Origin of the sequence: Nocardioides sp. NPDC006303 (assembly GCF_040613175.1) — a bacterium.
GTDB lineage: Bacteria > Actinomycetota > Actinomycetes > Propionibacteriales > Nocardioidaceae > Nocardioides.
Genome location: NZ_JBEXRR010000044.1, coordinates 32,304 through 52,017, shown reverse-complemented (window position 1 = coordinate 52,017; position 19,714 = coordinate 32,304). Strand labels below are relative to the sequence as shown.

The following is a 19,714-nucleotide window of genomic DNA, read 5'->3' as shown; positions in this document are numbered from 1 at the left end:
GTGGGGCGCCCGGTTGGGCGTGACGCTTCGGGACGGGCAGTTCGCCGAGAACCTCACCACCGAGGGGAACGACATCAACGCGGCCCTGGTGGGGGCGAAACTGGAGTTTCGTCGCCCACAACAACCGATTCGGCGCGCCAAAGGTGCGGATTCGGCGCGGGGTGATCAGCCGACGGTGATCGTCTCGAACTCGACAGGGGTCTTCGGGGCGCCGGTGCCGTCGGGGCCGGCCTCGCCCACACCGGCCTCGCCGACCTCCTGCAGGGTCTTGATGGCGGCCTCGTCGAGGGTGCCGAAGACGGTGTAGGCGGGCGGGAGCTGGGTGTCGCCGAAGACCATGAAGAACTGGCTGCCGCCGGAGTTGGGCTGGCCGGTGTTGGCCATCGCGAGGGTGCCGGCGGGGAAGGTGTCGCTGTCCTCGAACTCGTCGGGGATCGTGTAGCCCGGACCACCGGTGCCCTGGCCGGTCGGGTCGCCGCATTGCAGCAGCTCGAAGCCGGGGTTGGCGCCGAGACGGTGGCAGCTGGTGCCGTCGTAGTAGTCCTGCGAGGCCAGCGAGAGGAACGAGTTGACCGTGCAGGGCGCCTTGTCGGCGTCGAGCGTGATCGCGAGCGGGCCGACGGAGGTGTTGATGGTGGCGGGGACCTTGCCGGTGTACTGCGCGGTCTTCTCCGGCTGGTCCACCTCCTTGGAGGCGCCCATCGGGTCCTCGGTGTAGTCGCAGCTCGTCGAGCCGGGCTTTACGATCGACTTCCAGTCGCTGGACTCGCTCGACTTCGGGCCCTTGCTCTCCGTGGCCTCGCCGGAACCGGACCCGCCGTCGTCGGAACCACAGGCGGAGAGCGTCAGGAGCAGGGCAGCGGCGGCAACGGCCGGGAGCGCACGAGAAGGCATGCCCAGATGCTAGGGGAGCGGTCCGAACGATCCCGCGACGGACCCCGAGTGGCGATGCCGACGGCACCTTCCGCCAGCGTTGGGGCCACGCACTATCGCACACGCTCGTTGTCCGCCGCGATACTGCACCAGCCCCACCGCACCCAACCGCCACGACGGGGGAGGGGCTCGGATAGCCTCCAGTCGTGCCTGTGCTTTCCCTGCGTTTCGAGCTCGACGACCTGACCCGGCCCGAGGTGATCCGGCTCCTGGAGGACCACCTCGAGGACATGTACTCGGTGACGCCGGCGGAGTCGGTGCACGCGCTCGACCTCGAGGCGCTGAAGGTGCCCGAGATCGCGTTCTGGTCGGCCTGGGAAGAGACCGAGCTCGTCGGCTGCGGCGCGCTGAAGGCGCTCGGCGAGGGTGACTACGAGCTCAAGTCGATGCGCACCACGGCCGCCGCCCGCGGCCGCGGCGTCGCGACCGCGATGCTGCGCCACCTGCTGGCCGAGGCCAGGTCAGGCGGCGGTCGCCGGGTGCTTCTGGAGACCGGGACCGAAGGCTTCTACGAGCCTGCCCGGCGCCTCTACGCGGGCAACGGCTTCACCGAGTGCCCGCCCTTCGGCAGCTACGTGCTCGATCCCAGCTCGGTCTTCTTCGAGCTCTCGCTGTAGTCGTCGACCGGCGGAGCGGCCCGCCGGAACAGCAGGTCGTCGAGAGCGAGCTTGGTGCGGCGTACGACGATCAGGTAGACCGCGATCGCGAGCCAGCCGAGGTCGCGGAGGGTGTCGGCGAGATAGGCGGGGTCGGCCGAGGCGCCGCCGCCCCCGAAGCAGCCGCAGTCGATGTTGAGCCCGCGCGCCCAGGCCGAGGTGATCCCGACGAGGAACGAGCACAGGCCGAGCGCCGTCGCCACCGCCGCCGTACGGGTGAACAACCCGAGGATCAGCAGCGCGCCGAGGACGATCTCGGCGATCGGCATGGCGATCGCGTACGCAGGGGCCAGCTGCCACGGCAGCAGCTGGTAGCCGCGTACCGCCTGCTCGGTGATCGCCGGCTCGGGCAGCTTGGCCAGGCCGGCCGCGAGGAACACGAAGCCGAGATAGAGGCGGCCGGCGAGGCCGATCCAGCCCAACAGGTCAGCGCGGGTCCTCATGAGAGCACCACCCAGGAGGTGCGCAGGACACCGAAGACGACGAACGCCGCCACGACCGCGTAGCCGGCCCACAGCAACGGCGCCGGCGAGACCTCGTCCCTGATCTCACGCCGCACGAACCACACCCCGAGCGCCAGCACGGCCACGGAGACCGCGACCAGCCCGACGACGTACCACACCTCGTTCACATCGCCAGCGTGCCACAGCCGAGGCCCGCAACCACCGCCAGGACGCCCGCCTTCAGCGCATCTTCAGGCTGCGGGCCGCCTTCTCAGGAAACACGTCAGGGTTGCAGCCACCACGGGCTGGTGTACGCGATGCCCAGGTCGTTGCAGGAATGACCGTCCGGCCCCGGCGTCGCGTTGGGCTGGGTCGGGTCGCTGACCCGCAGCAGCACCCAGTCGCCGTCAGCGACCGAGACCGGCACGGTGACCGCGACCGGCTCGCCCACGCGGAACGCCACGATGTCGGCCACTACGGGCACCGACGGACCCGGACGCAGCACCTGCAGATGGAGCTCCCGACCGACCCACTCCTCGTCGCGGGCCAGGTCGAGCGTGAACCGCATGTCGCCGCCACGGCCGGGGACCACCGAGCCCATCCGATGCTCGACGCCGTCCAGCGTGGCCACGGCGTCGACCCGGAGTCCAGAGGTGCGCGTGGCGAAGAACCGCCGCGCCCGCATGGCCTCGAAGACGCCGGCGCGATCGTGGGAGGCGACCCACAGCCCGGTGCGCCCCTTGCCCTCCGGGTGGCCCCAGTCGGTCCCGTGCTCGTCGGTGACCCCGCTGACCCCGGTGCGCCAGCCGGCATTGAGGCACTGGCACAGGGGAGAGGTCTTGCCGTCGGCAAAGCCTTCGAAGAGATAGTCGTCCCCACGGTTGAACATCTCCAGCGACACCATCCGCTCCCGCGCCCGCGGGTCGTAGCGGAACTCCTGGAACCGGAACGGCTCGCGCCCGGGATGGTTGAACCCGGCGATCCCGTCAGAACCGCCGTCGATCAGCGGGGTGGAAGGCGAGCGCATCAGCCAGTCGAAGAACGGCCGCATCGCGCCGACGTCGACGATGTCGGTGAAGTGCTCGCTTCCCCACACGTTGATATGACCCAACAACGGCTCCGACCACTCGAAGCCTCGGATCGCGGTGAAGGTGCCGTCGGCGTTGGCCGCATCGGCCAGTTCGCGGGTCCGGGCCCAGTCCGAGCGGGTGATGCCGCCGATCTGCTTGTACGCCGCCGGCAGCAGCCCCGCGAGCGCGTCGCCGAGGATGTGGTCCGAGACCGTGGCATGGTCGGTGAGCGCCGCGACGTCCAGCCCGGCGCTCCGCATGGAGTCGAAGGCGAGATCGGGGTCGCCGGAGCCGTCCGACATCAGCGTGTGGTTGTGCAGGTCGGCATGGACCAGCGTGGTCCCGGACGAGAGCCGCGACAGCCGGCTCGCCCCCACCCCGGCCCGAGCGGTCGCCGAGGCCGCCGCACCCGTGAACGACGAGGACATCGACGCCAGCAGGAGCCCCGCTCCCGCCGCCCCCAGCGCCGTACGCCGCGTGAGCGGCCCGCTCATCGACCGAAGAGTCCCGTGCTGCTGTCCGTGTCCGAGGCACATGGCCCCTATTTCACGCAGATCCCGGCGGCGTACGCGAGGCTTTCAGATCACAGGTCGGTGAAGTCGGCGTAGAGACAGGCGTGGTCGGAGGCCGCGTGCTGCTCCGCGGTCAGCGTCGGGAACAGGTCCCAGGGATCCTTGGTCCGCGGCCCGTGCCACACGCCCTTGCGGAAGACGCCGCCGCCGGTCTGCTTCGCGCGCAGCGCTGGGGAGAGGAGCAGATAGTCGATCTTGGCGTCCTCGTTGCCGGAACCGTACGTTCCGCGGCGATGGTTCCAGTCCCAGTGCTCGTGCTCGCTGGCGTCAGCGAGCCCCTCGACGGACATCAGCGGCTTCAGCGACTCGCTGGCGGGGGAGTCGTTGAGGTCGCCGGCTACGCAGACGTGCTCGATCCCCTCCTCGAGCAGGCCCCGGTAGATCTCCGCGACCCGCTTCGCCTGCCGGCCGCGCCGCTTGGCGCCGAGCGGGTCGCCCTTCTCCGAGTAGCCCTTCGACTTGAAGTGGTTGGCGAGGACCACGATCCGCGCGCCGCTGGGAGCGTCGAGGTGGTACTCGCAGCAGTCGCGGGAGAAGATCACGCCCTCCTCGTCGCGGTCGAAGATGTGGGTGCGCAGCTGCACCAGGCGGTAGCCGTCGCCGACCATCACGCCGACGTCGATGCCGCGCTCGTCGTTGCCCTCCACGACCATCACCTGCTCGTACGCCTCGGCGCCGACCTCCGGCAGCAGCGTCTGGGAGAACATGTGCAGCCCCGGCCGGTCGTCGGCCTCGACGACCACGGCGACCTCGGCCCGCAGCTCGGCGAAGACGCGCGCGGTGTTCTCGGTGGCGACCTCGTCGACGGCGGTCGTCTTGAGCTCGACGAACCCGACCCAGTCGTTGCGCCCCTGCGCGACCAGCTGCACCGGCCCCGAGCGCGGGCGTTTGAGCAGCTTGCCGCGCATCTTCCGCAGCCGCGCGAACTCGCCCTCGTCGCTCTTCAGGAGCCCCAGCTTCTCGAGGTTGTCCAGGATCTCCTGCTCATCGCCCTGATAGCTGGGCTGGGCGAGGAGAGTGGAGACGCGGGCGTGAGCGGTCAGGACCGCTCGTCGCGTCGTGGCATCGGCCTCTTCGGCGTCCATCGCCTTCGGCCGGGCGAAGAGGTTCTCGACATTGAACGATGCGAGGCGCATCTCCCCAGGCTAGGCCACCCGACCCGTCACCGGGTCGCGATCGGTGAGGCAGTAGACCTGCCCGTACGGCGCGCGCATCACCGTCCACCACTCGAAGACGCCGACCGTGTCCGCGCCGAGCGCCTCGTGACGGCAGGTCTCCGAGGCACGGTTGGCGACCGCGACGTCGGGATGCGCCCCGACCTCGCCGTCCTCGTCCTCGAGCTGCTGCAGGAGGATCCGGAGCCCGCCGTGCGGATCGGGGTCGGCGAGACGTACGAACTCGGGGGTCTTGGCCTGTTCGGGCGTTCGCCCGGTGACCGCGGCCCAGAAGGCGACCTCCTGGTCCCAGCGGGAGCGAGGGATGTCGATGCACACCTGGTCGAGCACCCGTTCCGGCTCCGAGCGCGCGAAGCGCGGCTGAGTCCCCTCGCCGAGCGTGTGACAGAAGAGCATGCCGCCGGGGGAGCGCATCACCGGAACCCCGTCGTACGTCCACGCCGGACTCGCTCCGTGCGACACCGACCGCTCCACCGCGGCCCCACGATCGATGGCATCGAGATCGACGTGGATCCGTGGCTCGCCGTCGTCGAGAGCCTGCATCTTCAGCCAGGAATCGCCCGTCTGCGGCACAAGGGTGACGAACTGGCCGTCCTCGCCCCTTGGCGGCGAGATCGCCCATCCGGTCGCCGCCGACCAGAATCCGACCGCCTCCTCCCATCGTTCCCGCGGGATGTCGAGGAAGAGGTGGAACCAGGCAGGTGCGCCGGTGGAGCTCATGTCCGCGACCCTACGCGTGCGACAAGGTGGATGTGGCCGAAAACGACGTACGCCGGGGCGCACCGCGACTGCGGCACACCCCGGCGTAGCACGGGATCAACCCTGCAGAGAGATCCCGAACTGCACGTTGCCGGAGTCGTCCATCCCGGCGTCGAGGACCTTGTCGTCGAGCTCGGCGGCAGCGCCCTGGTCAAGGAAGACCCGCGCACCCTCCTGCTCGATGACCTGGTCCTCCGCCTCGGCGGTCGGGACGAGAGCGGCGCTCAATGCGCCGTCCGGTTCTGCGTTGGAGGCGAGCCGGAGGCCGGCGCCCTGAGCCTGCTCGGAGATGGAGCGGACGATGGTGGTGGCGTTCTCGGTCAGCTGAAGCATGTCGAGATCTTCCATGGTTGGGTACGGAGTACCCGCTCCACCATTCCTCACACATCGGCCTCATTCAAGCCCGGCATGCCGCGCTCAGGCGTCCCAGCCCTCCGGACGGAGCTTCTTCGGGAGCTTCGAGACGACCGTGGCGTACGACTCGTCGACCGCCTCCAGGAGCTCCTCCTCCGGGATCGCGCCACCCCAGGCGAGGTCGTTCCACCCCGAGCGGCCGATGTAGCCGGTGACGGTCACATCGTCGGGATAGCGCAGCAGCCACTCGTCGGCGATCTCCCGGGACGGCCCGCACTTCAGTCCCACTTTCGCGTCACCGAGGAAGGCGAAGATCTTGCCGCGCTCACCCGGCCCGACCTTGATCACGGGGTGCTCGTGATCCCACGGGTTGTCCGGCCAGGCCCCCGGTTTGGCGAGGCAGTAGGCCTGCAGCGACGTCACGTCCATGGCGACCATATTGCCACCGCTCGAGGAGGGTTCATTGCGTTCTCGCGGGCCTAGAATGAGTGGCAGAGACAGTCGTTGCCTCTGGCATTTGGGCTAAGGGGGTGAACAAAGAAATGTCGTCTGAAAACCTGTCTATCCAGGAACATCCCGACATCGCGGCACTCCGGGACCGGTTCGATCTGACCGGCTCCTCCGCCACCGCTCAGGTGGTCGACGGCGTCACGATGATGGCCGGTCTCTATCTGGCCATATCGCCGTGGGTCGTGGGCTTCAACACCACGGCATCACCACTGATGGTCAGCAACCTGATCATCGGCCTCGCTGTCGCTCTGCTGGCGCTCGGGTTCGCGTCGGCGTTCGGCCGCACACACGGTCTGGCCTGGACCGTCCCGCTCATGGGTGCATGGGCGATCGTCTCGCCGTGGCTCATGAACGGCGTCGACACCACCACAGGAATGATCGCCTCCAACGTGATCGTCGGAGCCGTCATCATGCTGTGCGGACTCGGTGCGTCCGGGTTCGGCACGTTGTTCAATCCGCGTAGGTGAGCGCGCGGAACCGTCACCGACCGGCCGAGCGAGGAGCGCTCGGCCGGCCCTCCGCCCGCCGGATCAGCCGATGTCGGCGCCGTAGACCTTGGTGACCGCGATCGTGATGAGAACCCGGCGGTCCGTGACCATCACCTGGCGGTACTCGTCCCAGTCGGGGTGCTCGCCGGCGCCACGCCGGTAGTAGTCGACGAGCGCGTCGACCTCTGGGCTGTCGGGGGAGTCGCCGGGCCCGGTCAGCGTGACCGTGCCCTCGGCCGTCGCCCAGGACCGCCCTCCGGGGCCGTCGACCTCGATCGCCGCGCGCGGGTCTCGGCGGAGGTTCTTGGTCTTCACCAGCCCCTCGCGGGTGGAGATCAGGATCTCGCTGCGCTCGCGGTCGTAGAACTGCCACACGGGTGAGAGCTGTGGCAGGCCGTTCGCTTTGATCGTGGCCAGGATCCCGTGACGGGTGGTAGCCAGCAGCTCGTGTACGTCGAACGTCATCGTGAAGCGCCTCCTCGTCGGGCGTCGCGCCCGTGTGGTCGTTGCCTTCTACAAGGCCACCGGACACGACTTCCTTCCCGGTTCCTAATTCAGAGGTGCACCGCGCGCAGGTCGGCTAGGTTGCCGAGGACCCGCACCGAAGGAGACCCCACATGCGTGCATTGATCGGCCGGATTCTGGTGGCGATGGGGCTGGCATCCCTGCTCCTCGTCACACCCGCCAGCCCCGCGACAGCCGCCGAGGACGACATCCTCGACCGCCTGCTCGCCATCGAGGGCGTCAGTCTGATCCAGGAGAAGCCCGTCCAGGGCTACCGCTACTTCGTCCTGAACTTCACCCAGCCGGTCGACCACCGCCGACCCGACGGTGACACCTTCCAGCAGCGGTTCACCGTGCTGCACAAGGACACCGCCCGCCCCACGGTGTTCCAGACCAGCGGCTACAACGTCTCGACCAACCCCGGCCGCAGCGAGCCGACCCGCATCATCGACGGCAACCAGGTCTCGATGGAATACCGGTTCTTCACCCCGTCGCGCCCCGCCCCGGCAGACTGGGACGACCTCGACATCTGGCAGGCGGCCAGCGACCAGCACGCCATCTTCAAGGCGCTGAAGCCGATCTACTCCGCCAACTGGCTCGCCACCGGCGGTTCCAAGGGCGGCATGACCGCGACCTACTTCGAGCGGTTCTATCCCCGTGACATGGACGGCATCGTCGCCTACGTCGCGCCGAACGACGTCGTCAACCGCGAGGACTCCGCCTACGACGAGTTCTTCGCCTCCGTCGGCACCGAGGACTGCCGCGACCGGCTCAACGGCGTCCAGCGCGAGGCGCTCGTCCGCCGCGAGGCGCTGAAGGCGACCTACGCCGACCTCGCCGAGACCGAGGGCTACACCTTCGACACCGTGGGCAGCCTGGACGCTGCGTACGAGATGGTGGTGCTCGACTACGTCTGGGCCTTCTGGCAGTACGCCGGCACCGCCGAGTGCTCGAACATCCCCGCCGACGCGCCGACCGCCAGCGACCAGGCGATCTGGGACTCGATCAACTACTACTCGGGCTTCAGCTTCTACACCGACCAGGGCCTGAGCCCCTACACGCCCTACTACTACCAGGCCGGCACCGAGCTCGGTGCGCCGACGATCGGCTTCCCGCACATCGAGGACGAGCTGATCCGCTACGGCTACCAGCCGCCGCGCAGCTTCGTCCCGCGCGAGATCGACATGCGGTTCGACCCGTCCGCGATGCGTGACGTCGACTCCTGGGTGCGCAAGCACGCCAACCAGATGCTCTTCGTCTACGGCGAGGCCGACCCGTGGGGTGCCGAGCGCTTCCGCCCGGGCATCTTCGCCAACGACTCCTACGTCTTCACCGCGCCGGGCATGAACCACGGTGCCAACGTGGCCGGCCTGGTCGCCGACGAGCGTGAGCTCGCCACCGCCCGGATCCTGGAGTGGGCCGGCGTGGCGACCGCCGCGGTCGAGGCCGACGCGTCGAAGGCGAAGCCGCTGGCCACCTACGACGCCAAGCTCGACAAGCGTGACCTGCGTCAGGAGCGGAGAATGCGGCCGTAACTGAACAATGGCCCTTGTCTTCGAGCGCGCTCGAAGACATAGCGTCTGAGGTATGGATCTTGGACTCCACTACTTCACGTTCACCCACCCCGAGTGGGAGACCACGCTGGCCGACAAGCTGACCGAGACGGCCCGCATCGCGGACGAGGGGGGCGTCGACCTGTTCACCGTCATGGACCACTGGTTCCAGATGGAGCAGGCCGGCGGCCCCTTCGAACCGATGCTCGAGGGCTACACCACGCTGGGCTACCTGGCCGGGATCACCGACAACGTACGTCTCAGCCTGCTCGTCACCGGAGTGACCTACCGCCACCCCGGGCTGCTCGCCAAGATCGTCACCACCCTGGACCGGCTCTCCGGTGGCCGCGCACTGCTGGGCATCGGGGCGGCGTGGTACGAGCGGGAGCACCAGGGGCTCGGCGTGCCGTACCCGTCGACCGCGGAGCGGTTCGAGCGCCTGGAGGAGACCCTGGAGATCTGCCGCCAGATGTGGTCGGAGAACGACGGCGCCTACGAGGGCAAGCACTACCAGCTCGCCGAGACGATCTCGCTCCCGCAGCCGGTCAACGGCACGGTCCCGGTCCTGATCGGCGGGGGAGGCGAGAAGAAGACGCTGCGCCTGGTCGCCAAGTACGGACAGGGCACCAACCTCTTCGGCGGCCCCGGCCCCGAGGCGGTCGAGTCCGTCCGGCACAAGCTCGAGGTGCTCCGCGGCCACTGCGACGACCTCGGCACCGACTACGACGCGATCGAGAAGACGATCCTCTTCCAAGGCCCCTCGGTAGAGGACCCGGACGCCTTCTTGAAGTCGATGGAGGAGTACGCCGCCCTGGGCATCACGCTCGTCGGGCTGATGCCGACTCCGTACGTCGACCCGGTGCCGTGGACCACCTCGCTCGTCGATCTGGTGCCGCGGTTGAAGGAGATCTAGGAAGCAAGGTCTCGGAGGCCGGCGCCGTACACTTGTTCTAACCACACTGCCGGCTGGACTCGTCGAGTCCGCAGGGCAGCACGAAAGGTGGGCGTCATGACGACGTCACCGACACAAGAGCTTCCGACCGCCGTTCGCGTCGGACTCCGGCTCCGCCTCGACAACAGCTTCAGCTCCGGGCCGCTCGATGGCGCGTGGTGGCCACAGTCTCGCGACCTCCAGGACGAGGCCGCCGACCTGATCGACCACTTTCCCCACCCCGTCGGCCGGATCTCGCGGCTGTTGTTCTCCCGGCCCGACTGGGACCCGGTCCCGGGAGGGCCGAGCGTCCCCGAGATCCGTGCCGCCCGCGGGACCGTGAAGATCAGCTCGTTCCCGTCCGACGACACCCACCTCATCGTGCTGTCGATGGCCACCGGCGACCGGCTGCGCCTGCTGGTGGTGCCTCACGACACCGCCCCCGAGCGCGCCGAGAAGATCATGGAACAGGCAGCCGACGACCGGAACACCTACCGCCCGGCGCAGCTGCTGGGTCTCGATGGTCCCGACCAGAGCCACATCGGCGAACAGATCTGGGACGACGACGGCGGAGTCTCCTAGGCACGGCGCAGGGTGGCGGCGATGACGCTGCGGGTCTCGGCTGGGTCGATGACATCGTCGATCTCGAACATCCGTGCGGCGTTGAGTGCGCTGGCCTGCTTGCGGTACTCCTCGGTGAGGGCGGTGACCCGCTCCTCACGCTCGGCCTCGGGCATCTCGGCGAGCTCAGCGGCCATGGAGAGGCGTACGGCACCCTCCAGACCCATTGGGCCGAGGTGGGCGTCGGGCCAGGCGACGGTGAGCAGCGGGCGGTGGGTGCTTCCACCGAGCATCGCCTGCGCGCCGAGCCCGTAGCCACGGCGCAGGATCACCCCGACCAGTGGGGTCGACAGCTGCGCGCCGGCGACGACCATCCGGGACGCATGACGGACCAGGCCGCCGCGTTCGGCCTCCGGACCGACCATGAAGCCCGGCGTGTCGACCAGCGAGACCACCGGGAGGCCCCAGCGCTCGCAGAGCGCGAGGAAGTCGGCGGCCTTGACCGAGGCGTCGCTGGTGAGCGCTCCGGCGAGGTGGGTCGACTGGTTGGCGATCACGCCGACCGCGATCCCGTCGATCCGCGCCAGCGCGGTTACCAGCTCGGGTGCGTACGCCGCGCGGAGCCAGGTGACCGAGTCGATGTCGGCGAGGGCCTCGACGACCGGACGTACGTCGAAGGCCTCGCGGTCGTTGTGGGGGAGGAGCGTCCGCAGATCGGTCTGGTCACCGGCCTCGCCGCCGTCGGCGGCCGGCTCGAGGTAGGAGAGGATGCTGCGTACGGCCTCGACGGCTGCCGCCTCGTCCTCGACGAGCAGGTCGATGACGCCGTTGGCGGTCTGGTCCTTGACCGGCCCGATCTCCTCGGGTGCGAAGCTGCCGAGCCCGCCGCCGGCGATCATCGCCGGCCCCGCCATGCCGAGGTTGGCGTCCGGGGTGGCGATGCGGAGGTCGGCGCAGCCTGCCAGGACCGCGTTGCCGGCGAAGCACCGTCCGGAGACGACGGCGATCCGCGGTACGACGCCCTCGAGCTCACCCCAGAGCGCGAACGAGCCGACGTCGAGCGCGGAGACCAGCGGGATGTCGGTGTCACCGGGGCGTCCGCCGCCGCCCTCGGTGAAGAAGACTGCCGGCAGCCGCATCCGCCCGATGACCTCGATCAGCCGGTCGGACTTGCGGTGCCCGCGCATGCCTTGGGTGCCGGCCATCACCAGGTAGTCGTAGGAGAGCACCGCGCACGGCTTCCCGGCGACGGTCGCGGTCCCGCCGACGATCCCGTCAGCGGGCGTCTCGACGACGAGCTCGGCCAGGTCACGGCGGCGTTCCTGGGCCGCGGTGATGAACCTCCCGTACTCGACGAACGAGCCCGGATCGACCAGATCGGCGATGTTCTCCCGAGCCGTACGCCGCCCCTTGGCGTGCCACCGGGCGACCTTGTCGGAGCGCGCCGCGTCCGTCGTCAGGAAGCGGCGGGCGTGCAGCTCGGTCAGTCCCGTGGCAGGCGTGTCGTCGGTCACGGGCACATGGTGCCATGGGCCAGATGTCGGCTTCCTTGAAAGCGCTCGATGCGCGGAGTAAGAATGATTACATGCTTACAACTGAGTTGCGCGGGTGGTTCAGCGGACGACTGCCCGATGGTGTGTACGACGAGATCGTCGATGTGGGGGTCGACCGCGAGGAGATCACCGTCGTCGGGCGGATCAAGGAGCCGAAGACGGCCGAGGGCGCTTCGGACGAAGAGCGAGCTGCTGCCAACGAGGGGCGGGCGAGCGAGTTTCGCGAGCGCACCCGCGAGGACCGGATGGCCGTCGCGCGGCAGGCCGAACGCAAGTTCGACCGGAAGGTGTCGTGGGCAGTCGAGATCGGGGGAGAGCGGCACCTCTTCACCAATGTCTCGGCGCCGGTCATGACCCGACTGCGTCAGCCCGAGCGCGCCGTCCTCGACCTGTTGGTCTCGGGCGGCGTCGCCCGGAGCCGCAGCGATGCGCTCGGCTGGTGCGTCAAGCTCGTCCAGCAGCACTCGAGCGAGTGGCTCGAGGAGCTCCAGCAGTCGCTGGTCAACGTCGAGCGAGTACGCGCCAACGGTCCCGACAAGGACTGAGGCGCGTCGCGAAGCGGCTCGTCAGTCGACCGGCTTGCCGCAGGAGAAGGTGCCCGGGACGGTGATGGTCGCCAGGCTGTCCTCGTCGGTGACCGAGATGCTCGACCACGTCGACACCGTGTGCACCGCCTTCTGGCCGTTGGGGCAGTCGAGAACGGTGCTGGGCGCGGGTGCGGTCACCGTCAACGAGCCGGTCACATTGCCGTTCTTGGCAGCCTTGAACTCGCCGGACTTCGAGTAGTCGCCGCTGATCACGGTCTTTTTCGGGTCATCCGGGTTGTGGCCACCGCGGTTGACGCACTGATAGGTCGCGTCGAGGTGAGCGGTCACGATGATCGTCTCAACCGAACCGCTCTCGAGGCCCGCCTCCTTGAACGCGACGGTGACGGAGGACAGGTCGGCGTCGGTCACCCTGGTCAAGTTCTTGACGAAGTGCGGGCTGCCGCTCGCGAGGGCCGGTGCGGCGGCCAAGGCCGTCGCACATGCGGTGGCGGCGATCGCGGTGAAGATGCTCTGGATGCGCATGCTCATGTTCCCCCAAAATGAAGTGTCCTGGGTGCAGTTACCCGGACGCTGTGGAGTGTGACACGGAGATTCGCCGCGCATCCATAGCCCTTTCGGCTTATTCGGGCGATATCTAGTGCGAACGCGCGCAAACACATCGACCTGGCCCGTCGGCCATCAAACGACGGTGACACCCGTCAGTGCCCAGCCGATCATCGCGAAGACACCGCCGAACAGCGTGAACGGGATCGCCATCGCGACCATGCAGCCGATGGGTGCGCCTTCGGATGCAACCATCGAGCGACTCGGGTCCAGTGGGTCGATGACGATCGCCAGGGGGAGTGCTGACCCGTCGACCGCGAACCGCTGGTTGTCCAGGGCGCCCTCGCCGGCGTACTCCTCGCCGTTGGGGCCTCGGTACTCGTAGTGGGCGATCAGCTTGGTCCGTGAGCCGCGCTGCCCGCTGCTCACCCTGCGGGTCTCGAACTCACGGATCGTCGCCGTCGCCGGCGTCCAGGTTCTGAGCCGCTGGCGCTGGATCACGCCAAAGACGACGAACGAGATCCCGAAAGCGGCAAAGACCAGGCCGAAGAGGAAGAACGCCCAACCGATCACCATGGTCGTCATGGAACCACGCACGACAGGCCAGAGGAGTGCAACGGCTCGCGGGAGGTCCTAGTGGGAACGGGCAGCTTTTCGCTCGGCGCGCTGCTGGACCAGCTCCTCGACCTGGGTCGGAAGCGTGGTCTCGAAGTCGATCAGCTTCGCCCATGTCGGGGTGACGACGATCCGGACCATGCGGTCGTACAGCGAGCGGACCTCGGCCTCCCAGGCGACCCGCTGCTCGGCCGACATCTCGTAGGAGCCGTTCATCTGGAGGTACTCCCACGGGATCCCCTCGACGTAGTCGAGCTCGACCGTGCCGCGGATGAACAGGATCTTGGGCGGGTGCACCTCGGTGTCGATGGTCAGCGCCACCACCGGGTTGTGGCGCAGCGAGATGAGCTTGGGGGAGTTGGGCGTGGTGCACATGACGACCTCTGAGCCGTTCCAGGTGAACCCGATCGGGACGTTCCTCGGGGTGCCGTCCTTGGCGACGTACGCCAGTCGGGTCAGGTCACGCGCCAGGAGCTCCTGGCTCAGCGGACGGCTGAGGACCTCGTCGATCTCGCCGGGCTGCATGGTGTTCGACATCTGCGTCTCCTCGGATGTGGCGACCTTCGCTGGTCGCATTCACTCCATGAACGGAGACGTTGGCGTCGTCTCTACATCCGGCGCGGGAGATCACCAGCGGTCGGACAAGATGGTTCTCATGGACCACGAGAGTGCGCGGCGCTCGGCCGCCTTCGTAGGACTGGCCACGCTGCCGATCGGGGCAGCGATCCTCCTCGCGCCGGAGCGGGTCGGGCGGGCGCTGAAGCTCGGCGACCACCCCACGGCGCTGCGAGCGATCGGTGTCGCGGACCTGGCGCTCGTGCCTGGGTTGCTGGCGGGTCGCCGCCGGCTGCCGTGGATGGCTGCTCGCGCCGGGCTCAACGTGGCGATCGCGGCGTACTGCGTGAGCCTCGCCCGCAGCGAGGGCAACGTCGGGCCGAAGATCGCCGCGTCAGCGCTGGCGGTCGCTACGGCTGCCGACGCCCGCACGATCCTTGCCCTGCGCGAAGGTGAGAGTCGCCGGCCCTGACGCCGTGACGTGGGTGCGGATGCCGCGGCGGTAGGCCGAGGGCGAGACGCCCAGGCGTGCGACGAAGGTGCGGCGGAGGGCCTCGGCACTCGAGAACCCGGCATCGGAGGCCGCCTGCGCCACCGAGCGGCCGGCCTCCAGCCAGCTCCGCGCCAGGTCGAAACGTACGCTGGCGGCGTACTCGGCAGGGCTCATCCCGACCTCGTCCTGGAAGAGGCGCGTGAGGTGGCGCGGGCTGATGCTGACGTGACGCGCCAGTGAGATGACGCTGTGCCGGTAGGACGGGTCCTGGGCGATGAGCTCGGTGATGATGCGCACCGGGCTTTCGGGCACCGCCACAGCGCGCAGGGGAGCGGAGAACTGGGTCTGTCCGCCCGAGCGCCGCAGGTAGACGAGGAGCCCCTGCGCGACCCGCTGGGCGGTTGCCGCGCCGAGGTCGTCCTCGACCAGGGCCAGTGCAAGGTCGATGCCGGCGGCGACGCCGGCGGACGTCGCGACGTCGCGATCACGTACGAAGATCCGGTCCGGCTGCACGTCGACGAGGGGGAACCGAAGTGCCAGGTCGTCGGTGAACTTCCAATGAGTGGTCGCGCTGCGCCCGTCCAGCAGGCCGAGCTCCGCGAGCACGAATGCCCCACTGCAGATCGACACGACGCGCCTGGCCCGGCCGGCCAGGATCTGCGCGGCGGTGAGCAGCTCGTCGGTCACGAAGGCCGACGGCGCACGCTCGCTGCCCGGGACGATGAGCGTGTCGAGCGGTGGGGCGTCGGCTGCGGCGGCACTCACGGCGACACCGCCGCCGATCGACGAGGTCACCGCGGCGCCCGAAGGCGAGAGCAGGGCCACCTCGTACGCCTCTGTCGCCTGGTTCGCCTCCACGAAAACCTCGGCCGGACCGACATAGTCCAGCGCCTTCACACCGTCGAACAGGAGGAACCCGATCCGTCGCCTCGTACCAGCCATCGACATCCTCTCTCGGTTATGGATTGAGTATTCCATAACGGCCAAGGCGATGACCGGTACATTCGGGGAATGGCCAGACCTCGGGAGATCTCAGTCACGGCGGTACGTGACGCGGCGCTCGACGTGTTCCGTGAGCATGGCTACGAGCGAACCTCCATGCATGACCTCGCCGAGCACACCGGCGCGGGAAACGGCAGCATCTACGCGGCGTTCGGGAGCAAGCGCGGCCTCTTCCTCGCAGCCCTCGAGGCCTACTGCGGCGGTCGGATCACCCTGACGACCGACGCGTTGGCGGGGGAGGACGGAGCCCGTGAAGCCGTACGCCGCTACCTGCTGCGCATCGCCGACGACTGCACCGGAGATCCGCGACGCCTCGGCTGCCTCATGGTGCGGTCGCTGGCAGAGCTCGCCGACCGCGACACCGAGGTGGTCGGCATCTGCAGGCGGACTCTCGACGTGATGGAGGAGCGGATCGCGGCCCGCATCGGGACCGGCACCGGAGCAGGCACACTGGCGCGCGAGATCCTGCTCTTCTCGCAGGCTCTGATCCAGGCAGGAGCCACGGCGACGTCGCGGCGAGAGCTGCGCGAGTCGGCGAACGCCTACGTCGACCGACTCGTCCTGGCCTGACGCGTCCGATTCCGAGGGATTCGCGGCCGATCCGGCAGGCGACCCGGGGCGGTGTGGACGGCGACGATGGTGAGGTCCTCGCTGTACCGATCCAACAGGAGCACCATGCCCTTCTTCACCACGTCCGACGGCACCGACATCCACTACTCAGACTGGGGGACCGGTCAGCCGATCGTGTTCAGCCACGGCTGGCCACTCAGCTCGGACGCCTGGTCGCTCGAGCGCAAGACGCTCGCCGACGCCGGCTACCGGGTGATCGCCCACGACCGCCGCGGCCACGGAAAGTCCGCCCAGCCCTGGCAGGGCAACGACATGGACACCTACGCCCGCGACCTCGCCGAGCTCGTCGAGCATCTCGACCTGCGTGACGCGGTCTTCGTCGGCCACTCGACCGGCGGGGGAGAGGTCGTCCGCTGCGCGGCCCAGCACGGCAACGGACGCGTCGCCAAGGTCGTCACGATCGGTGCGGTCCCGCCGATCATGCTCCAGACCGAGGCGTACCCTGAGGGGCTCCCGATCGACGTCTTCGACGGGATCCGGGCAGGCGTGCTCGCCGACCGCTCGAACTTCTACCGTGAGCTCGCGCCGTCGTTCTTCGGCTTCAACCGTGACGGCGTCGAGGCGTCGCAGGGCGCGATCGACGACTTCTGGCGCCAGGGGATGCTCGCCGGGATCCAGGCGGCGTACGAGTGTGTCGCGGCCTTCTCGGCGACCGACTTCACCGAGGACCTGAAGGCTCTCGACGTGCCGATCTTCATCGCGCACGGCGACGACGACCAGATCGTGCCGATCGGGAACGCGGCGCTGAAGTCGATCGAGCTGGTCAAGGACGGCACGCTCAAGGTCTACCCGGGCGCCCCGCACGGGATCTTCGGCGCGTACCAGCAGGAGCTGATCCAGGACATCCTCGACTTCATCAAGAAGTGATCAAGGAGTGACTCCGTGGGTGCGGTGCCGCCTCGCGCGGTGCCGCACCCGGACCTCTTCCTCGATACAGGATCAGGGCGCGATGTTCTGGTTGTGGCTGAACAGGTTCTCTGGGTCGTAGGCCTGCTTGACCTTCCTGAGCCGCGCGTAGTTGCTGCCATAGGTGTCGGTGACGCGCCCCTGGTCGTCGTCGGACATGAAGTTCACGTACCCGCCTGCCTCGGAGTGCGGCGTGAGCGCGTCGGCGTAGTCGCGGACCCACGCGATGTTGGCCGCGTCGTCCGAGGCGTCCGGCCAGGCGGAGACGATCACCGTCGAGAACGTCGCGTGGCGGTAGGAGAACGCGGTGTCCGTGGCGCCGACACGGGAGGCAGCCCCGTTGATCGAGTACAGGTGCATCGTCGAGCTCGCGTTCGGCGCCTTGGGGCCGTGGGCCAGGTGCACCTCGATCGCCTCGTCGGTCAGCTCGGTGACGTAGTTGCCCTTCCAGTAGCTGCGTACGCCACGGGGGAACAGCTCGTCGAACGCGCTGTTGAGCCACGGGTACGGCATCGGCCCGACCATCTCGCCGACGCGCGGCGCCAAGTCGCGGAACGGCTGCATCGCCGTCTCGCCCTCCTCGACGGGCCCACTCCAGTGGACGACGGCGGCGCAGAGCGTGTCGCCGTGGCGGTCCTCCGGGAGGAAGGGGAGGGGAGGAGCCACCTGGAACGCCGGAAAGGCCCCGTAGCGTTCGTCCGCTTCGGGGATCCAGGTGCGGAAGAACCGCAGCAGATCGCCCGCGTGCTCCAGCTCGTAGAAGAAGAGTCCGACGACGACCTGGTCCACCGGATGCAGGTCGAACTCGAAGCTCGTGACGACCCCGAAGTTGCCGCTGCCTCCGCGGAGCGCCCAGAACAGGTCGGCGTTCTCGGACTCACTGGCGCGACGGAGCTGTCCGTCCGCGGTGACGACGTCGACTGAGCGGAGGCTGTCGATCGAGAGACCGAAACCGCGGGTGAGGTAGCCGATGCCGCCGCCGAGCGTGAGGCCGCCGACGCCGGTCGTCGACACAATGCCGCCAGGCACGGCCAGGCCGTGCGCGTGGGTGGCGTCGTTGAGGTCGGCCAGGGTGGCGCCGCCACCCACGCGAGCGGTCCGCGCGGTGGCATCGACCTCGACGGAACGCATGGGGGACAGGTCGATGACCAAGCCGTCATCGATCGTCCCGTAACCGGGCGAGCTGTGCCCGCCGCCACGTACGGCCAGCGACAGGCCGGCGTCGCGTGCGAAGTTCACTGCCGCGATGACGTCGTTGACGTTCGCGGCAGGGACGACAGCGGCGGGACGACGGTCGATCATTCCGTTCCAGACGGCTCGAGCCGTGTCGTAGTCGGGGTCGTCGGGTGCGACGACCCGCGTCACTTGTTTGCGAAGTTCGTTGATGGATGTCATGACGCCAGCGTCATCCGACGCAGTCGCGGCAATCATTCCTGCTACGCCACGTCATCGAGTTCCGGTACACGGGGGACGGCCGTACGAGGGGACTCCAGGCCACACCACTTGACATAATGCGCATTATCGGCGACTAACCCATTGGTCGAAACAGGGCGTTAGGGTTCGCTGTTGTGAGTGAAGACTTCGACCCGACCGCGCACAACCGCGTCGCGTGGGACGAACTGGTAGACAACGACAACGAATGGTCCCGACCGGTTGGTCCCGAGATCATCGCGAAAGCACGTCAAGGCGACTGGTCGGTGGTTCTGATCGGTCACGAGCCGATCCCGAGTGATTGGTTCCCGTCCGAGCTTGCCGGTGCTCGCGTGCTCTGCCTCGCCTCCGGCGGTGGCCAGCAAGGTCCCGTCCTCGCGGCGGCGGGCGCCATGGTGACCGTGTTCGACAACTCGCCCAAGCAGCTGGCTCGCGATGACGAGGTCGCCGCTCGTGACGGGCTGGAGCTTCACACCGTGCTCGGTGACATGCGCGACCTCGGTGCCTTCAACGACGCCAGCTTCGACGTCATCGTCAACCCGGTGTCGAATGTGTTCTGTCCCGACCTGACGCCGGTCTGGGAAGAAACGTTTCGGGTGCTGCGCCCCGGCGGGACGCTCATGGTCGGCTTCATGAACCCGGACGTCTACATCTTCGACGAGGTGGCGCTCGACCGGCAGGAGCTGGTGGTTCGTCACCGGCTGCCATTCAGCTCGCTCGACCTCTCAGAGGCCGACCGGGTGCGCGCCTACGGAAGCGGCCCGATCGAGTACAGCCACTCGCTGACCGAACAGATCGGCGGGCAGCTGGCGGCCGGGTTCGTCCTGACCCACCTCAGCGAAGCACCGCACCACGCAGACGTCACTGCCCAGCACCTGTCCGCCTACATCGCGACCCGGGCGGTCAAGCCACGCGAGTGAGCCCCGCGC

25 protein-coding genes are annotated in these 19,714 nt (G+C 68.7%); 10 read left to right on the top strand and 15 right to left on the bottom strand.

Annotated features, from left to right (window positions below; translation table 11 throughout):
- Window positions 1-165: 165 nt before the first annotated feature.
- Window positions 166-894, bottom strand: a complete 729-nt coding sequence (locus ABZY89_RS24910; protein ID WP_355231544.1) for a peptidylprolyl isomerase — start codon at window positions 892-894, stop codon at window positions 166-168.
- Between the two features lie 185 nt (window positions 895-1,079).
- On the opposite strand from ABZY89_RS24910, the gene ABZY89_RS24905 reads away from it, so the two are divergent.
- Complete coding sequence (locus tag ABZY89_RS24905) at window positions 1,080-1,550, top strand: GNAT family N-acetyltransferase (protein ID WP_355231543.1); 471 nt, start codon at window positions 1,080-1,082, stop codon at window positions 1,548-1,550.
- Here ABZY89_RS24905 and ABZY89_RS24900 read toward each other — a convergent pair.
- The 7 genes from ABZY89_RS24900 to ABZY89_RS24870 all read right to left on the bottom strand — a co-directional run bounded on the left by ABZY89_RS24900 (window position 1,505) and on the right by ABZY89_RS24870 (window position 6,391).
- Window positions 1,505-2,032: a MauE/DoxX family redox-associated membrane protein gene (locus tag ABZY89_RS24900; RefSeq protein ID WP_355231541.1), complete on the bottom strand. Its 528-nt coding sequence runs from the start codon at window positions 2,030-2,032 to the stop codon at window positions 1,505-1,507. The two genes, ABZY89_RS24905 and ABZY89_RS24900, sit on opposite strands and share 46 nt — an antisense overlap.
- The gene (locus ABZY89_RS24895) at window positions 2,029-2,220 is read right to left on the bottom strand and encodes a hypothetical protein (protein ID WP_160023619.1); all 192 of its coding nucleotides are present in this window, start codon (window positions 2,218-2,220) and stop codon (window positions 2,029-2,031) included. Before ABZY89_RS24895 ends, ABZY89_RS24900 begins: the two co-directional genes overlap by 4 nt.
- Window positions 2,221-2,315: 95 nt before the next feature.
- Window positions 2,316-3,596 (bottom strand): CehA/McbA family metallohydrolase, encoded by a 1,281-nt coding sequence (locus ABZY89_RS24890; protein ID WP_355231539.1) that lies wholly within the window; start codon window positions 3,594-3,596, stop codon window positions 2,316-2,318.
- A gap of 89 nt (window positions 3,597-3,685) precedes the next feature.
- Complete coding sequence (locus tag ABZY89_RS24885; protein WP_355231537.1) at window positions 3,686-4,810, bottom strand: endonuclease/exonuclease/phosphatase family protein; 1,125 nt, start codon at window positions 4,808-4,810, stop codon at window positions 3,686-3,688.
- Window positions 4,811-4,819: 9 nt separating this feature from the next.
- Complete coding sequence (locus ABZY89_RS24880) at window positions 4,820-5,569, bottom strand: VOC family protein (RefSeq protein WP_355231535.1); 750 nt, start codon at window positions 5,567-5,569, stop codon at window positions 4,820-4,822.
- Window positions 5,570-5,665: 96 nt separating this feature from the next.
- The gene (locus ABZY89_RS24875; RefSeq protein WP_355231533.1) at window positions 5,666-5,941 is read right to left on the bottom strand and encodes a Fe-S cluster assembly protein HesB; all 276 of its coding nucleotides are present in this window, start codon (window positions 5,939-5,941) and stop codon (window positions 5,666-5,668) included.
- A gap of 84 nt (window positions 5,942-6,025) precedes the next feature.
- On the bottom strand, window positions 6,026-6,391 hold the full coding sequence (locus tag ABZY89_RS24870) for an MmcQ/YjbR family DNA-binding protein (RefSeq protein ID WP_355231531.1): 366 nt from the start codon (window positions 6,389-6,391) through the stop codon (window positions 6,026-6,028).
- A gap of 59 nt (window positions 6,392-6,450) precedes the next feature.
- On the opposite strand from ABZY89_RS24870, the gene ABZY89_RS24865 reads away from it, so the two are divergent.
- Window positions 6,451-6,939, top strand: a complete 489-nt coding sequence (locus ABZY89_RS24865; RefSeq protein WP_355231530.1) for an SPW repeat protein — start codon at window positions 6,451-6,453, stop codon at window positions 6,937-6,939.
- Window positions 6,940-7,002: 63 nt separating this feature from the next.
- On the opposite strand, the gene ABZY89_RS24860 is transcribed toward ABZY89_RS24865, so the two are convergent.
- Window positions 7,003-7,425: a PPOX class F420-dependent oxidoreductase gene (locus ABZY89_RS24860; protein ID WP_355231528.1), complete on the bottom strand. Its 423-nt coding sequence runs from the start codon at window positions 7,423-7,425 to the stop codon at window positions 7,003-7,005.
- 152 nt (window positions 7,426-7,577) lie between these two features.
- Between ABZY89_RS24860 and ABZY89_RS24855 the strand changes: the two genes are divergently transcribed.
- The 3 genes from ABZY89_RS24855 to ABZY89_RS24845 all read left to right on the top strand — a co-directional run bounded on the left by ABZY89_RS24855 (window position 7,578) and on the right by ABZY89_RS24845 (window position 10,530).
- A complete protein-coding gene (locus tag ABZY89_RS24855) occupies window positions 7,578-8,999 on the top strand; it encodes an aminopeptidase (protein WP_355231527.1) in 1,422 nt (473 codons plus the stop codon).
- A 52-nt stretch (window positions 9,000-9,051) separates the two neighbouring features.
- On the top strand, window positions 9,052-9,930 hold the full coding sequence (locus tag ABZY89_RS24850) for an LLM class F420-dependent oxidoreductase (RefSeq protein ID WP_355231526.1): 879 nt from the start codon (window positions 9,052-9,054) through the stop codon (window positions 9,928-9,930).
- A gap of 96 nt (window positions 9,931-10,026) precedes the next feature.
- The gene (locus ABZY89_RS24845; RefSeq protein WP_355231524.1) at window positions 10,027-10,530 is read left to right on the top strand and encodes a DUF5994 family protein; all 504 of its coding nucleotides are present in this window, start codon (window positions 10,027-10,029) and stop codon (window positions 10,528-10,530) included.
- Here the strand turns inward: ABZY89_RS24845 and ABZY89_RS24840 are convergent.
- Window positions 10,527-12,023, bottom strand: a complete 1,497-nt coding sequence (locus ABZY89_RS24840) for a carboxyl transferase domain-containing protein (RefSeq protein WP_355231522.1) — start codon at window positions 12,021-12,023, stop codon at window positions 10,527-10,529. The genes ABZY89_RS24845 and ABZY89_RS24840 overlap by 4 nt on opposite strands.
- 71 nt (window positions 12,024-12,094) lie before the next feature.
- On the opposite strand from ABZY89_RS24840, the gene ABZY89_RS24835 reads away from it, so the two are divergent.
- Complete coding sequence (locus ABZY89_RS24835; RefSeq protein ID WP_355231520.1) at window positions 12,095-12,607, top strand: hypothetical protein; 513 nt, start codon at window positions 12,095-12,097, stop codon at window positions 12,605-12,607.
- 21 nt (window positions 12,608-12,628) lie between these two features.
- On the opposite strand, the gene ABZY89_RS24830 is transcribed toward ABZY89_RS24835, so the two are convergent.
- From ABZY89_RS24830 to ABZY89_RS24820, 3 genes are all read right to left on the bottom strand, one after another.
- Complete coding sequence (locus ABZY89_RS24830; RefSeq protein WP_355231518.1) at window positions 12,629-13,138, bottom strand: hypothetical protein; 510 nt, start codon at window positions 13,136-13,138, stop codon at window positions 12,629-12,631.
- A gap of 150 nt (window positions 13,139-13,288) precedes the next feature.
- Entirely contained in the window at window positions 13,289-13,738 is a 450-nt protein-coding gene (locus ABZY89_RS24825; RefSeq protein WP_355231516.1) for a DUF3592 domain-containing protein, read from the bottom strand.
- 48 nt (window positions 13,739-13,786) lie between these two features.
- Window positions 13,787-14,305, bottom strand: coding sequence for a pyridoxamine 5'-phosphate oxidase family protein (locus tag ABZY89_RS24820; protein WP_355231514.1), 519 nt, complete (start codon window positions 14,303-14,305; stop codon window positions 13,787-13,789).
- Between the two features lie 46 nt (window positions 14,306-14,351).
- Here ABZY89_RS24820 and ABZY89_RS24815 point away from each other — a divergent pair, with 46 nt between their 5' ends.
- Window positions 14,352-14,795 carry a hypothetical protein gene (locus tag ABZY89_RS24815; RefSeq protein WP_355231512.1) on the top strand — a complete coding sequence of 148 codons (444 nt, stop codon included), beginning with the start codon at window positions 14,352-14,354 and terminating at the stop codon, window positions 14,793-14,795.
- Here ABZY89_RS24815 and ABZY89_RS24810 read toward each other — a convergent pair.
- The gene (locus tag ABZY89_RS24810) at window positions 14,718-15,758 is read right to left on the bottom strand and encodes a helix-turn-helix domain-containing protein (protein ID WP_355231510.1); all 1,041 of its coding nucleotides are present in this window, start codon (window positions 15,756-15,758) and stop codon (window positions 14,718-14,720) included. The two genes, ABZY89_RS24815 and ABZY89_RS24810, sit on opposite strands and share 78 nt — an antisense overlap.
- 69 nt (window positions 15,759-15,827) lie before the next feature.
- Between ABZY89_RS24810 and ABZY89_RS24805 the strand changes: the two genes are divergently transcribed.
- Both ABZY89_RS24805 and ABZY89_RS24800 read left to right on the top strand, forming a co-directional pair.
- A complete protein-coding gene (locus tag ABZY89_RS24805; RefSeq protein ID WP_355231509.1) occupies window positions 15,828-16,388 on the top strand; it encodes a TetR/AcrR family transcriptional regulator in 561 nt (186 codons plus the stop codon).
- Window positions 16,389-16,493: 105 nt separating this feature from the next.
- Window positions 16,494-17,315 carry an alpha/beta hydrolase gene (locus ABZY89_RS24800; protein WP_355231507.1) on the top strand — a complete coding sequence of 274 codons (822 nt, stop codon included), beginning with the start codon at window positions 16,494-16,496 and terminating at the stop codon, window positions 17,313-17,315.
- A 72-nt stretch (window positions 17,316-17,387) separates the two neighbouring features.
- On the opposite strand, the gene ABZY89_RS24795 is transcribed toward ABZY89_RS24800, so the two are convergent.
- Window positions 17,388-18,749, bottom strand: coding sequence for an FAD-binding oxidoreductase (locus tag ABZY89_RS24795; protein WP_355231506.1), 1,362 nt, complete (start codon window positions 18,747-18,749; stop codon window positions 17,388-17,390).
- Between the two features lie 173 nt (window positions 18,750-18,922).
- Here ABZY89_RS24795 and ABZY89_RS24790 point away from each other — a divergent pair, with 173 nt between their 5' ends.
- Window positions 18,923-19,705 (top strand): class I SAM-dependent methyltransferase, encoded by a 783-nt coding sequence (locus ABZY89_RS24790; RefSeq protein WP_355231504.1) that lies wholly within the window; start codon window positions 18,923-18,925, stop codon window positions 19,703-19,705.
- Window positions 19,706-19,714 lie beyond the last annotated feature (9 nt).